The organism is uncultured Cardiobacterium sp., from assembly GCF_938028825.1.
GTDB lineage: Bacteria > Pseudomonadota > Gammaproteobacteria > Cardiobacteriales > Cardiobacteriaceae > Cardiobacterium.
The window spans coordinates 88,162-101,182 of the sequence record NZ_CALIZP010000033.1; the positions used below are offsets into that span (position 1 = coordinate 88,162).

Genomic DNA, 13,021 nt, shown 5'->3' on the forward strand with positions numbered 1-13,021 from the left:
ACCCTCCAAATTTCTATAATGCACGCCTCGCGTCGGAGTGTAGCGCAGCCTGGTAGCGCACTTGCATGGGGTGCAAGGGGTCGCAGGTTCAAATCCTGTCTCTCCGACCATTGAACAACAAACGCCCAACCTTTCCGGTTGGGCGTTTTTTTATGTGCTTTCAGCAAATAATCGGATCTTTTACGACGCATTACATTGTCGAATGTATTTGGGTGATTGATATTATCCTTTCTATTTTAATCATCATCTTTCTTTCTTAATAATTCAAATATATATGCTGTGTTTGTCAAAGTAAAATAAACATTTATTATACAGGCAAGCAATGCCCACCAGCCGCTCCTAGTAAAACCTATATAATTTAATATTATATAGGCAATTGCTATCATCCCCCCCCCCAATTAATAACATTTTGTTTTTAAAGGTAAAAATGTTATGTAGATCTATATTGTATTTATCTAAATATATGTTGAAATGTTATACATAAAGTGCCAATATTAATAAATAATATTAACAGTAGTATTATTTGCCCAGTAGTTAAGCCAGTAGTCAAGTCATTCATGATTTACTCCCATGTTGTTTACAGATGATAATGCAATAAAATTGCAGCCGTTATTATAAAGATAACGGCGGACAAACCCCAAGCTTTTTCACAGGCTGAACCAGCGCTCTGCCAGCGGACGTGTATCGCTTTCCGCCAGCAGGCAGTGCAGGCGGGTATAGACCGATTCCGGGGTCAGGCGGCCACCGCCGAGGGCGCCGAGGCGTGCCGCGCCGACCGCATAGCTGTGTCCCGCCACTTCGCCGCGCAGACACTGGCTGACATTCACCACACACACGCCGCGCGCGATAGCTGCCCGCAGTGCCGTGTGCAAATCGTCGCGTTCCGGCAGGTTGCCGACGCCATAGCTGAGTAGCACCAGAGCGCGCAGTTTGTCATCGGCGAGCAGCGGCGCGAAGGCGGATGACGGCATCCCCGGCGTAATCAGCAGCGTCGCCACCGCTGCTTCCTGAAACCCGCGCCATGCGCCGCGCAGGTAGGCGCTTTCTTCGCGTTCTTCAAAGACAGGCGCGCTCAACTGTGCGGTATTGCCATCGAACACGCCGAGCCAGTCGGCATTCGGGCTGTCGAAGCCGGCATAGCTTTGCGCGTCCACCTTGCGTGTCGCTTCGCCGCGCAGCAGGCGGTCGTGGAAAAACACCGCCACCTGTTGCAATTCCGGCAGGGCGGCAAAAGCCAGCGCGCCGCGCACGTTGCGCAGCGCATCGCTTTCCGGCATTCCCAGCGGGATTTGCGCGCCGGTAACGACTACCGCCTTGCCGAGGCCGCGCAGCATGCCGCTCAGGGCGGCGGCGCTGTACGCCAGCGTGTCCGTGCCGTGCAGGACGACGAAGGCACGGTACTGTTCGCGGTGTTTGACGACGGCATCGGCGAGGCGCTGCCAGGCGGCGGGCGTCGCCGAAGAGCTGTCGATTGCCGGTTCGCAGACATACACGTCAAAATCCGCTTGCGGCAGCGCCGCTTGCAGGCGGCGGACGAAGTCCGGATCGGGTGCCAGCCCCGCCGGGCCGGGTTTCATGCCGATGGTGCCGCCGCTGTGAATAACCAGAATATCGCTCATGACTGTCTCCCCTTGTGCCATTCCCAAATCCAGGCGATGACCAGCAGGCCGACGCCCGTACAAATGCCGACATCAGCGATGTTGAAGGTCGGCCAGTAGGCATCGCCGATATGCCAGCTGATAAAATCGACCACATGTCCGTGCACAATGCGGTCATACAGATTGCCGAGCGCGCCGCCGAGAATGCCGGCATAAGCGAAGCGGATCAGCGCTGTGGCGCGCTCGAAGAGAATCGCGTAACACAGCCAGGCGCCGATGGCGATGGCGACTGCCATGAAGAACCAGCGCTGCCAGCCGCTGCCGTCGGCAAAGAGGCTGAACGCCGCGCCGCTGTTGAAGGCGAGCTTGAAATTCATCCAGCTGTTGACGGTGATGACATTCCCCGCCGCCAGCGCCTCCTGCGCCCACACTTTGCTGCAATAATCGGCGGCAAGCCACAGGATGGCGCTGATAAAGGCAAGTACCTTCTGCATAAATCGGAACTCCAAAAAAGAAAGCGCGGCATTGTATAGCCGCTGCTTTGCTCATACCACAGGCACCGCCGCCCGGCGGCGCGCCTCAGGATACTTTCACCTTGCCGCCCGCATAGGCGGTAATCACCACATCGGCCGATTGCCGCGCGAAAATGCCGTTCGTCACCACGCCGGGGATGTTGTTGATGATTTCTTCCAGTTTGAACGGCTCGGTGATTTCCAGATGATGGACATCGAGAATCCAGTTGCCGTTATCCGTGACCACACCCTCGCGCCAGCGCGGCTCGCCGCCGAGCTTGACCAGTTCACGGGCGACAAAACTGCGCGCCATCGGCACCACTTCCACCGGCAGCGGGAAGCGCCCCAGCACCGGCACCTGCTTTGTCTCGTCAATGATGCAGACGAATTTCGCCGCACACGCCGCCGTGACCTTCTCCCGCGTCAGCGCCGCGCCGCCGCCCTTGATCATCGCTTTCAGCGGGTTGATCTCGTCGCAGCCGTCCACATACACATCCAGCCGCCCGACCGCATTCAAATCGCTGACGCGGTAGCCGAGCGCCTGCAAGCGGCGCGTGCTTTCCTCCGACGCCGTGACCAAATCCACAAATTGCAGCCGCGCCGCGCCGAGCGCCTCGATAAAGCAGTTCACCGTCGAACCGCTGCCGACGCCCAGCGCCATACCGTCTTCTATATAATGCAGCGCCTCTTTCGCGGCCAGCGCCTTCATCGCGTTCTGATCCATTGCAACACCTCGTCAAGTTAAGGAAAAAACAACATGCAGCATTATATCGAGAAAATATTTACCGCTCCCGTGTACGACGTGGCAGTGAAAACCCCGCTGGAAGCCATGCCGCGCCTTTCCGACCGCCTGGGGCACAACATCCTCTGCAAACGCGAAGACCTGCAACCCGTCTTCTCCTTCAAAATACGCGGTGCCTACACCAAAATGTACCGCCTGAGCAGCGGCGAACGCGCGCGCGGCGTCATCACCGCTTCAGCGGGCAACCACGCCCAGGGCGTCGCGCTCGCCGCCAACCGCCTCGGCATCCGCGCCGTCATTGTCATGCCCGTGACCACCCCCGTCATCAAAATCGACGCCGTGCGGCGCTTCGGCGGGGAAAACGCCGAAATCGTCCTGCACGGCGACTTCTACGACGCCGCATCCCAACACGCCAAAGCCCTGCAAGAGCAGCACGGCTACACCTATATCCACCCCTTCGACGACCCGGACGTCATCGCCGGACAAGGCACCATCGCGCTGGAAATCCTCACCCAGCACCCGCACCACATCGACGCCATCTTCGTCCCCTGCGGCGGCGGCGGGATGCTGGCGGGCATCGCCGTACTCGCCAAAACCCTGCGCCCGGACATCAAAATCATCGGCGTCGAACCCGAAGATGCCGCCTCGATGACATCCGCCGTGCGCGACGGCGCGCGCAAAACCCTGGATCACGTCGGCATCTTCGCCGACGGCGTCGCCGTCAAAATGCCGGGCGAACTCACCTACGGCCTCATCAAGGCGCATGTGGACGACTTCATTACCGTCAGCACCGACGAAATCTGCGCGGCGATGAAAGACCTCTTCGACGACAACCGCGCCATCGCCGAACCCTCCGGCGCCGTCGCCGCCGCCGGCAGCAAAAAATGGGCGGCGCAGCAGCGCGGCAAAAACCTCACCCTCATCAACATCGTCTCCGGCGCCAACCTCAACTTCGACCGCCTGCGCTACGTCGCCGAGCGCACCGAAATCGGCGAACAGCGCGAGGGACTCCTTGCCGTCACCATCCCCGAACGCCCCGGCAGCTTCCTCGCCTTCTGCACCCTGCTCGGCGACCAGAACATCACCGAATTCAACTACCGCTACCAAGATGACACGCGCGCGCAAATCTTCGTCGGCGTGCAACTCACCGGCGGCCGCGCCCAACTCGCCGCACTGATCGGCAAACTGCACGCCAACGGCTACGACAGCGAAGACCTCAGCGACAACGAACTCGCCAAATCGCACCTGCGCTACATGATCGGCGGCGCGAGCGCGGGCGCGACCGGCGAACGCCTCTTCCGCTTCGGCTTCCCCGAACGCCCCGGCGCGCTGCTGCACTTCCTGCACACCCTCGGCACCGAAAACAACATCAGCCTCTTTCACTACCGCAACCACGGCAGCGACTACGGCCGCGTGCTGGCGGGCATCCAGAGCGACCGCCCGGAAGCGCTGGAAGCCCACCTTGCCGCCATCGGCTACGACTACGCCGAAGAAACGGACAACAGCGCCTACCGGCGCTTCCTGAAAAGCGCCTGAACATGGCGGCGGCTGCTGTTGTAGCCGCAGGAATACCGCCCTGAAAAGAGCGTAACGTGCGGCGCATCAGGCGGGCATAACACCCAAATCCCCAATAATCTGCCGCCGGCGGGCTTGATGCCCGCCAAGCGGGATAACCCCGCGCTTTTGTGCTGCTTATGCCCCGATGTCGCGGCGCCAGGTGATGCCGTCGAATTGGACGCGGGCGATGGCGTCGTAGGCTTTTTGCCGCGCTTCGGCGGCGGTTTTGGCGATGCCGACGAGATTCAGCACGCGGCCGCCGCTGGTCAGGTATTGGCCGCCGTCGTATTTGGCACCGGCGATGAAGACTTGCGCGTAGAAGCGCGCCTGTTCGAGGTGGTGGATGGGCAGGCCGGTGCGGTAGTCGCCGGGGTAGCCTTTTGAGGCGGCGACGACGCAGCAGGCGTGGGCGTCTTTCCAGCGGAAAACGTCCGCCGTGAGGCGGCGGTCGAGTGCGGCCTGCACGGCGTCGAGCAGTTCGCTGTCGAGAAGCGGCAACACGGCCTGGGTTTCCGGGTCGCCGAAGCGCATGTTGTATTCGAGCAGATAGACGCCGCGCGCCGTCACCATCAGGCCGAAGAAGATGACGCCGGCAAAGTCCATGCCTTCGCCCCGGATGCCGCGCAGGGTGGGTTCGAGGATGTCGCGGCGGAAGGCGGCCATTTCCGCCGCGCCGAAGCGGGGATGCGGGGCGATGACGCCCATGCCGCCGGTGTTTTCGCCGGTGTTGTTTTCGCCGATGGTTTTGTGGTCGCGCGCGCTGACGAGCGGCACGATGCTGCGGCTGTCGCAGAAGCTGAGCAGCGAGCATTCGTAGCCGTCCAGGTATTCTTCGATGACGATTTCCGCGCCCGCGTCGCCGAAGCGGCGGTTTTCCATCATCGCGCGCACGGCGGCCTCGGCTTCGGCCTGATTCTGACAGATGACGACGCCTTTACCGGCGGCGAGACCGCTGGCTTTGACCACGGTCGGATAGGGGCAGGCGGCGAGGTGGGCGAGTGCGGCACCGAGTTCGCGGAAGCTGGCGTAAGCGGCGGTTTTCACGCCGTATTTGTGCATGAAATCTTTGGCAAAGCGCTTGCTGCCTTCGAGTTGTGCCGCCTGTCGGTCGGGGCCGAAGATGGTGAGCCCTTCTTTATGGAAGGTATCGACGATGCCTTCGACGAGCAGTGCTTCCGCGCCGACGAAGGTGAGGCCGATGTCGTTCTGTTTGGCGAAGGTGAGGAGGTCGGTGACGCGGGTGAGCGGGATGTTGCGCACCCGCTGCATGTTGGCAGTGCCGCCGTTGCCGGGGGCGACGTAGATTTGCCGCACGCGCGCGTCTTGCGCGAATTTCCAGGCCAGCGCGTGTTCGCGCCCGCCTGCGCCGATGATCAGGATATTAAGCATGGTGGTTTTCCTCTTTTTGGGTTAGTTGTGTGGGAGGCGGCAAAAGCGCGTGGTTGTCTCGCTTGGCGCGTGTTTGCCGTATCCGTGAAAGGTCGTGATTATAGTCGGTTCAAACGGGCTGTTTTAGGCGACTATGTCGCCAGCAGGCGGGCGACGGTTTCCGTAAGCAGGCGGTGTTCCTGTAGCTGGATGCGCGCTTGCAGGCTCTGCGCCGTGTCGTCCGGCAAGACCGGCACCCGCGCCTGAGCGATGACCGCGCCGCTATCAATGCCGCTGTCCACATAATGCACGGTGCAGCCGCTTTCCCGCTCGCCCGCGTCCAGCACCGCCTGATGCACACGCAGGCCGTACATCCCCGCGCCGCCGTATTTCGGCAGCAACGACGGATGCAGGTTGATGATGCGCTGCGGGAAATGTGCGACCAGCGCGGGCGGCAGGATGCTGAGGAAACCAGCGAGCACCACCAGATCCGTGGCGGCAGGAATAGCGGCAGCCAGCGCTGCGGCAAAATCCGCACGTTTGCGATCCACGAGGACAAACGGCACGGCGGCGGTTTCGGCATGCTGCCTGCCGCTGCACTCACGATCAGCGATGACGGCATTGACGTGCGCGGGAATCTCGCCACGCGCGCAGGCATCCAGCAGGGCTTTGAGATTGCTGCCGCCGCCGGAAATCAGGACGGTAAAGGATTTCATGCGTGCTCCTTGAATTGTTGCGCTCGCAGGAAGAAGGCATGGCTTTCCATCCCGGCGGCGGCAAACGCTGATAGCGGGATGAAATAGGCGATATTGCGATCCACATAAAAAAACAGGAAATCTTTGCCTTCAATCAGGCGGTAAACGGCAGGCCAATGATGGAAACGCCGTTCCCGTCCGGCTTCTTCCTGCATCAAACCTTCCGGGGAAACCGTAATAGTGAATGAACGCCCATCCAGCGGATACCATGCGCTATGTATGACATAGGTGAATTGCCAGCGCAGATGAAGGGTAACCATGATGACAATGCCGAGTAACAAATAAAGCAAATACTGCAACCGTTGTCCGGCATTATCTGCTGCCAGTACGCAATCCTCCACCATGTCTGCGGATGCCGCAAAGGCATAATAATTCCCATACAAAACATGATAAATCTCCGCCATCTTCAGGCCATAGAAATAGCAAAGGCCGATAATGACCAGGATAAATGCCGCCATACCCAGCCAGTATTTCCGCCGCAAGGCAGGCTCCCGGTAGCGAAAAAGCCGCCGCCCCGCCTGCCGTTTCTCGCGCTCGCTTGTGGTAAAAACAATCTGCATCGAATCTGTCATGAATGTTCCCTGTAATGCTGCAACAACTGAAAATAGCGGTTCTCCGTCTCCTTATCGGCAAATACACGTTGCGGAATCACAAAGGCTGCGGCCTGGTCAATAAATACAAACCACAGCCCCTGTTCACAGATTACCCGCTCAATGGTTGGCCAAAAATAAAGCATACGGCTTTTATCCAATTCTTCACTATAAAAGCCTTCCGGGGCGACCGTGTAAATAAATTGCCGCTGGGGCAATGGGCGGAAGGCGGTATACCGTTTAATGCGGATTTCATAAAAAATAGAAACCGACAACGCCATGATGGCAAAGGCAACTGCCTGAATAATGAACCAGAGCGCACGGATACCGTCGGCATCGGCAAGCAGCACCCTATTTTTCAAAAATAGAAAACGGTTAACGACAATATACATGCAGGCAATAAAAACCAGCATGCACAGCGCATCCACCCAACGCACACGGCGCAAAACCGCTTTGGGCAAAAAGCGCTGCAATACCCGCGAAGCCGTGCGCTGTTCCGCAGCCGTCGGCGCGACCGTCACCGCCAAAGTCTCACCATTCATCCGCCACCTCCTCATCACGCACGGCGACAATGGCCGCATCCAGCGACGCCGCACAACGCCGCACCGCCGCCTCGTCTTCCGCACGACTGATAAAACCGGCGCAGACATCGGCATTGTCCGCCTGCCAGCGCCACAGCGTCAGGCCGTAGCCCTGCAACTCCCGCGCGGCATGGGCGAGCAGCAGGCGCGGTTCTGTCTCGAAAACCGCCGCCTCGTCATCGGCTTCCTGCGCGCCGAAAAATACATCCGCCTGCCAGTTCGCCGCGACCGCGCGCAAATCATCCACCAAATCAAACACATCCACCCAGGCAGCGGCAAACACCACTTCATGCGGCAGCAAGCGGTACGCCGCCCAAAACGGCGGCAGATCGTGATTGCGTGCTTCCAGCAGCGCATCATCCAAGGCCGCATCCGCGTCCACGAAACGATCCGGTTCCGCCACAATCAACTGCAACAACTGCCGCAAGGCAGCGGCATGGCGTTCCTGTTCCGACATTAAAAAACCTCCGGTAACGAAGCGGTGCGTATCATAAACGACACATCTTTATTCATCACAAACCGCTGATTTCGCGCAGATAAAAAAGGAACATGGAAAAAATGTCATTTTTCTCTGCCGCCAAAGGACAAATATGTTACATTACCGCAATCTCTTCTTAATCCGCACAGGAGTGTTTACACAATGAAAAAAGCCCTCATCCTGCTACTCGCCGCTGCGCTCGCCACGACCGTTGACGCTGCCCCCCGCAGCAAAAGCAAGGCCAAAGCGAACCGTTCCGCCAAAACGACCCGCACTACGACCTACAACGAAACCTACATCGTCGGCGGGCAGAGAATCCCCGCCATCCGCAACCGCAACCTGCTGAAGCCCATCCCGCCCGGCACGCCCATCATGCCGCCGAACGCCGCCGCCGCCCGCGACCGCATCGGGGTGCAACCGCTCAATTTCAGCGGCGGCCAGGCGCACATCTCCGGCAGCATTCGCGGCCTCGGCATCGCCGCATACAGCTTCAGCGGCAGCGCCGGACAATCCATCCGCATGGTGCCGAACAGCAAAAACTTCGCGATGGAATTCGCCCTCTTCAACCCGCAAATGGGGATGCGCTTCGGCTCCGTGCACACCCTGCCGTACAGCGGCGAATACGAAGTCCGCATCGTGCAGAACCACAAGAATGCCGCGCACAGCAAAACCGCCCGCCCCTACAACGTGACCATCTATCTTGACGGTGCCGCAGACGGCGTCGCAATGCCGGTCGGCGGCATGAGCATGGGCGGCAACGATCCGATGCCGGTCAAACGCAGCGCCCCGATGCGCGCCGCTCCCGCCGCCATGCCTGCCGCAGCCGAACCGGAAATGGACGCCGAACCCGCCCCGGCACCGCGAGCCGCCCGCACCCCGGCAAAAGGCAAGGGCAGAACGCGCAACTACCAGTGCGAAAACGGTGCCAAATTCAGCGTCGAATACCTCGACATCAACACGGCAACCCCGACCGCCGTCGTCCACAGCGACTCCGGCGATTCCAGCCTGCCGCTGGATACCTCGGCCAGCAGCGGCAAGAACCTGATCTTCAGCTCCGATGAAGGCATGCTGCACCTCGTCAAAACCCAGGGCAACAACCTCGCGCGTGCCGAAGTGCTGTCTTTTGACCACAACGGCGCCCCAATCGGCTTCGGCTGCAAACCGCGCTGAGGTTTGTACCGGGCGATAAAAAAGGATGCTGCGGCATCCTTTTTTATTTCCGGATCTTGTGGGAACGGAACAACCCGCGCCGCGAGCAAGCAAATACCGGCCCTGCCAAGCGGCGTCATTACTGATCTTGCCGAGCGGTGCAAATTACCGGGTTTTCGTCCCCCTTTCCGGCCTTTGCCACCTTCCCCGCACGCGGAGGGAAGGGATTTTGTGCGGGATTTACGTTTGGGCAGACGCCAAGCGGTATGTGCCGGGTTTGTGGCAAGGGTAGCGTCGCTTTCGAAACGCTGCCGCACAACTGCGGCAGGGTGTAAATCGGGGCAATACCGCTGTCCTTGATGTAGAGCGCGTAACCAAGGTCGCGATAGAAACCGTAGGCGTTGCCGCCGGGGACGGTGTCGTAACGGTGTGGCTCACGGCAGGGATGGGGCCGTCGTCGCGTTATGGCAGAGGGCGTTATATGATGCTGTCGGCGGCGTGACGTTGTCGTGCGGTCATTTTTTCCTTTTATTTTTGAGGTGTTTTATGTGGTTTTCCGGTAAAACGCGGGCTCGCGCGGCAGTGTTGGCACTGGCGATGGGATTCGGCAGCGCGCAGGCGCAATATGTCATTGATTATATTGATTTTAACGAGCAGTGGCTACGGCAGGATGCCTATAACCGCGCCATGAATCAGGCGAAGAAGAATTTGAATCCGCCCGAAGATTCGGCCTACGTCGAGGGTTTTACGACGGACATACTCTACACCGGCGCGCTGGTGCGTACAGGAGACGATTTTTTGGATATGGACGGGGTTGACCAGTTGGTGCAGCTGTTCCCGGCGGCGCAGCGCCAGGAGGGGCGGCGCTTGATTGTGGCGGGTATAGACAAGCTGGACGGCAGCGTTGAGCAGCTGTATGGCATTCCGCAGGAAAATGTGGCAACGGGCATTGTGGCGCTGCTCGGCGGTGCTTACGCGGCGTATTTTAATCAGCCGATGCCGGATGCGGCGGTCAAGCCCGCGTTTTTGCAGATTGCCGAGTATTTACGCAAGAGTCCCGAGCTGTTTGAGGGTAAGACCACGGAAAAGATGAATTCGTATCAGCTGTCAATGGGGCTGGGCTTTTTATTGATGGCGATGCAGCAGGAGTTGCAGCAGCATCCTGATCCTGCGCGTGCGGCAGAATTGAAGAAGATCGGCAGGCTGGTGTTCAAATCACTGCTGGATGTCGAGCCTGAGCAGATGGATTTCACCGCCTCCGGCATCGTCTTCAAGTAGGCGCTTTGGCCGCGTGCCCCGTCCACCCCCGGACGGTTTTTTTGTATCTCCGTCCGGGGGGCGTCAGCGCAGCAATGCGTCCATACGGTTTCGTTTCTCCTATCGCTTCCCGCAAGCGGAGGAAGCGTCATGGCGGCGGGTTGGTATATAGCGATGGGGCCGTATTCCCCGCGCTAAAAGCCCTGCTTTGCCAGCCAGCCGGCGATGTGGTCGGCCACGGCGTCGTTGTTGGTGTCGCTGAACATGAAGTGGGTGTTGCCCCTGATGCCCACCTGCGGCAGGTGCACCAGTTCGGCCTTGCCGCCGTGTTTGTTGACGGTATCGGCGAACTGCTGCGCCATTTTCATGCGGATATGCCATTGTTCGCCGCCCTGCGTGCCGTCGAGGTGGTCGGGAATGAAGTCGCCAAAGTAAATGACGATGGGGATGCGGGTCAGTTTGGCGAATCGTTCCGGTGGCACGGTGAGCGGGGAAACGTCGCCGAATTTACTTTCCAGTTTCGGTGGTGCTTCGCCCTCAGAGAAGTAGAAGGCGCCCGGCTCGATGGCAATGATGCCTTGTACCTTGTCGCTTGCCATTGCCGTCGTCCAGCCGATGATGCCGCCTGCCGAGTGGGTCACGAACACGCCGCCGCCAGTTTTGGCGAAGAGTTGGGTCATGCTGTCGGTAATCACGCCAACGTCGAAGCTGCCGGTGTCTGGCGTCATCATGCGGAAGAATTGTGCTTGCGCCGCCGGGTCTTTGGGGAAGGCGACGCCGTCGTTCATGTTGGGATAGACGCCGATGCGGAATTGCGCATACCAGAACTGGTCGTCTGGCGTCGCGCTCAGTTCGGCAGCGACGGTGCTTTGTCCCGCCTGCCCGCGTCGCGGCTGGTCAACGAGATAGACGGGATAGTGTTTTGCGTAGGAAGAGTTCGTTGAAACCGGCTCTGCCATCCGGCGTGGTCATCCAGCCGCGCGCCGACTGGCCGTAGCCGTGGAGGAAAATCAGTGGCGTTTTTCTGGCGTCCACCGGAATCTGGTAGAAGACGCTGGCGTGGTCGCCGTGCATCGTCATACCCCCGGCGGCAACGGCGGCCCGGTGGGCGTCCCAGAAGTCGCCCCCGCTGCGGGCGGCAATTTCTGCGGGAATGGGGGTGTAGGTGCCTTCGCTTTTCTTCACCGTGCCGCCGACGGTGAAGCTGCCCTGTTCGGCAAGGGTGAGCGGCGCGGCAGTGCTTTGGGTGGCCAGAGCGAGAGCGGCGATGAGGATGGCGGGAAGTGTTTTTTTCATGGGTTCTTTCCGGTTTGGGAGACGCCTTATTTCAGCCATTTTTCTTGCAGCCACTTTTCCAGCACGTCGGCGATGGCGACGTTGTTCATTTCGGCAAAGGCAAAATGGCTGTTGCCGCGTATGCCGATTTCAGGCAGGCGGATCACGCGCGCATCGCCGCCGTGGCGGTTGACGCATTCGGCGAAAGCCTCAGCCACATGGATGCGTTCAATCCATCTTTGCGATGCCCAATGCGGGTTGTTTTCGGAAATGTAATCGCCGTAGTAGATGACGATGGGCATTTTGGTCAGCAGGGCGAAACGTTCGGCACTGATAGGCTGCGAGAGTGAAATGTTGGCAGCGGCGTTGGCTGGCGTGGCGACGCTCGGCATTTCGTTTTCGGGGAAGACAAATTCGGTGCCGGGTTCGTAGGAAACCACGGCTTTGACTTTTTCGGGGTTTTTCAGCGCAGTCTGCCAGCCGGGGCCGCCGCCTTGCGAGTGGGTAATCAGCACGCCCTCGCCGATGCGGTCGAACACGGCGGCGACGGCGTCGGAGATAACTTCCAAATCATACGCGCCGGTGTTGGGCGTGATTTGCCGCAAAAACTGGTCAAGGCTGGCGGCATCTTTGGGAAATTGCCCGTCTTGGAATAATTCGGGGAAGATGCCCATGCGGAAGTTTTCAAACCAGAACTGGTCGTTGGGCAAGACGGGGGCGTTGTCGGCGACGGTGCTGTTGCCCGCGCGTCCGCGTCGTGGCTGGTCTAAAAGATAGGTGGCATAGCCGCGCCGCAGAAACAGCGTGCCGAAGCCTTCGCGGCCGTCGGGCGTGGATTCCCAGGTTTTGCCCGATTGTCCCGATTGTCCTGCGCCGTGTAGGAAAACGAGCGGCAGGCGGCGGGCGTTGGCGGGGATTTGGTAGGCAACATAGGCATGGTCGCCGTGGAAGGTTTGCCCGTCGTGCGACATGGGGTTTTCGGTGCGGTATGTGCCGTCTGCCTGAATCACTTTGCCGCCGGCAAAAAAGCTGCCTTGTGCAGCGAGGGTTAAAGGTTGTTGGGTCATGATATTTTCCTTATGGGACAAGTGTTGTTTCGTTGTTTATAGCTAATACACCTAACATTTCATACATATAAGCAAATAAAGTAGCGTGAAGA

Annotated in this window: 12 protein-coding genes, 1 tRNA gene and 1 pseudogene; 4 read left to right on the forward strand and 10 right to left on the reverse strand. The window is 59.4% G+C overall.

Features of this window, described 5'->3' with window-relative positions:
- Positions 1-33 precede the first annotated feature (33 nt).
- A tRNA-Pro gene (locus Q0562_RS05575) sits at positions 34-110 on the forward strand.
- A 537-nt stretch (positions 111-647) separates the two neighbouring features.
- Here the strand turns inward: Q0562_RS05575 and Q0562_RS05580 are convergent.
- The 3 genes from Q0562_RS05580 to rpiA form a co-directional block, all read right to left on the reverse strand.
- Positions 648-1,619: an asparaginase gene (locus tag Q0562_RS05580; RefSeq protein WP_298642202.1), complete on the reverse strand. Its 972-nt coding sequence runs from the start codon at positions 1,617-1,619 to the stop codon at positions 648-650.
- A complete protein-coding gene (lspA, locus tag Q0562_RS05585; protein WP_298642205.1) occupies positions 1,616-2,092 on the reverse strand; it encodes a signal peptidase II in 477 nt (158 codons plus the stop codon). The genes Q0562_RS05580 and lspA overlap by 4 nt, the downstream gene beginning before the upstream one ends.
- 85 nt (positions 2,093-2,177) lie before the next feature.
- Positions 2,178-2,834, reverse strand: coding sequence for a ribose-5-phosphate isomerase RpiA (gene rpiA, locus Q0562_RS05590; RefSeq protein ID WP_298642208.1), 657 nt, complete (start codon positions 2,832-2,834; stop codon positions 2,178-2,180).
- A gap of 33 nt (positions 2,835-2,867) precedes the next feature.
- Here rpiA and ilvA point away from each other — a divergent pair, with 33 nt between their 5' ends.
- The gene (gene ilvA / locus Q0562_RS05595; protein ID WP_298642211.1) at positions 2,868-4,388 is read left to right on the forward strand and encodes a threonine ammonia-lyase, biosynthetic; all 1,521 of its coding nucleotides are present in this window, start codon (positions 2,868-2,870) and stop codon (positions 4,386-4,388) included.
- Between the two features lie 156 nt (positions 4,389-4,544).
- On the opposite strand, the gene purD is transcribed toward ilvA, so the two are convergent.
- From purD to Q0562_RS05620, 5 genes are all read right to left on the reverse strand, one after another.
- Entirely contained in the window at positions 4,545-5,798 is a 1,254-nt protein-coding gene (gene purD, locus Q0562_RS05600; RefSeq protein ID WP_298642214.1) for a phosphoribosylamine--glycine ligase, read from the reverse strand.
- Positions 5,799-5,929: 131 nt separating this feature from the next.
- Positions 5,930-6,493, reverse strand: a complete 564-nt coding sequence (gene purN / locus Q0562_RS05605; RefSeq protein ID WP_298642216.1) for a phosphoribosylglycinamide formyltransferase — start codon at positions 6,491-6,493, stop codon at positions 5,930-5,932.
- Positions 6,490-7,104: a YcxB family protein gene (locus tag Q0562_RS05610; protein ID WP_298642218.1), complete on the reverse strand. Its 615-nt coding sequence runs from the start codon at positions 7,102-7,104 to the stop codon at positions 6,490-6,492. Before Q0562_RS05610 ends, purN begins: the two co-directional genes overlap by 4 nt.
- Positions 7,101-7,664 (reverse strand): hypothetical protein, encoded by a 564-nt coding sequence (locus tag Q0562_RS05615; RefSeq protein ID WP_298642220.1) that lies wholly within the window; start codon positions 7,662-7,664, stop codon positions 7,101-7,103. Before Q0562_RS05615 ends, Q0562_RS05610 begins: the two co-directional genes overlap by 4 nt.
- The gene (locus tag Q0562_RS05620) at positions 7,654-8,160 is read right to left on the reverse strand and encodes a hypothetical protein (RefSeq protein WP_298642222.1); all 507 of its coding nucleotides are present in this window, start codon (positions 8,158-8,160) and stop codon (positions 7,654-7,656) included. The genes Q0562_RS05615 and Q0562_RS05620 overlap by 11 nt, the downstream gene beginning before the upstream one ends.
- Positions 8,161-8,343: 183 nt before the next feature.
- On the opposite strand from Q0562_RS05620, the gene Q0562_RS05625 reads away from it, so the two are divergent.
- Positions 8,344-9,351, forward strand: a complete 1,008-nt coding sequence (locus Q0562_RS05625) for a hypothetical protein (RefSeq protein WP_298642225.1) — start codon at positions 8,344-8,346, stop codon at positions 9,349-9,351.
- Between the two features lie 525 nt (positions 9,352-9,876).
- Positions 9,877-10,608 carry a DUF6683 family protein gene (locus tag Q0562_RS05630; protein WP_298642228.1) on the forward strand — a complete coding sequence of 244 codons (732 nt, stop codon included), beginning with the start codon at positions 9,877-9,879 and terminating at the stop codon, positions 10,606-10,608.
- A 173-nt stretch (positions 10,609-10,781) separates the two neighbouring features.
- Here the strand turns inward: Q0562_RS05630 and Q0562_RS05635 are convergent.
- Both Q0562_RS05635 and Q0562_RS05645 read right to left on the reverse strand, forming a co-directional pair.
- Positions 10,782-11,883: pseudogene (locus Q0562_RS05635) on the reverse strand (alpha/beta fold hydrolase).
- Positions 11,884-11,909: 26 nt separating this feature from the next.
- Entirely contained in the window at positions 11,910-12,929 is a 1,020-nt protein-coding gene (locus Q0562_RS05645) for an alpha/beta fold hydrolase (protein WP_298642236.1), read from the reverse strand.
- Between the last annotated feature and the right edge of the window lie 92 nt (positions 12,930-13,021).

Bases quoted from the DNA above. Each gene is read 5' to 3' on its own strand.
- purD (WP_298642214.1), bottom strand. From the start codon at position 5,798: ATGCTTAATATCCTGATCATCGGCGCAGGCGGGCGCGAACACGCGCTG.
- ilvA (WP_298642211.1), top strand. From the start codon at position 2,868: ATGCAGCATTATATCGAGAAAATATTTACCGCTCCCGTGTACGACGTG.
- Q0562_RS05610 (WP_298642218.1), bottom strand. From the start codon at position 7,104: ATGACAGATTCGATGCAGATTGTTTTTACCACAAGCGAGCGCGAGAAA.
- Q0562_RS05630 (WP_298642228.1), top strand. From the start codon at position 9,877: ATGTGGTTTTCCGGTAAAACGCGGGCTCGCGCGGCAGTGTTGGCACTG.
- Q0562_RS05620 (WP_298642222.1), bottom strand. From the start codon at position 8,160: ATGTCGGAACAGGAACGCCATGCCGCTGCCTTGCGGCAGTTGTTGCAG.
- Q0562_RS05625 (WP_298642225.1), top strand. From the start codon at position 8,344: ATGAAAAAAGCCCTCATCCTGCTACTCGCCGCTGCGCTCGCCACGACC.
- rpiA (WP_298642208.1), bottom strand. From the start codon at position 2,834: ATGGATCAGAACGCGATGAAGGCGCTGGCCGCGAAAGAGGCGCTGCAT.
- Q0562_RS05645 (WP_298642236.1), bottom strand. From the start codon at position 12,929: ATGACCCAACAACCTTTAACCCTCGCTGCACAAGGCAGCTTTTTTGCC.
- Q0562_RS05580 (WP_298642202.1), bottom strand. From the start codon at position 1,619: ATGAGCGATATTCTGGTTATTCACAGCGGCGGCACCATCGGCATGAAA.
- Q0562_RS05615 (WP_298642220.1), bottom strand. From the start codon at position 7,664: ATGAATGGTGAGACTTTGGCGGTGACGGTCGCGCCGACGGCTGCGGAA.
- lspA (WP_298642205.1), bottom strand. From the start codon at position 2,092: ATGCAGAAGGTACTTGCCTTTATCAGCGCCATCCTGTGGCTTGCCGCC.
- purN (WP_298642216.1), bottom strand. From the start codon at position 6,493: ATGAAATCCTTTACCGTCCTGATTTCCGGCGGCGGCAGCAATCTCAAA.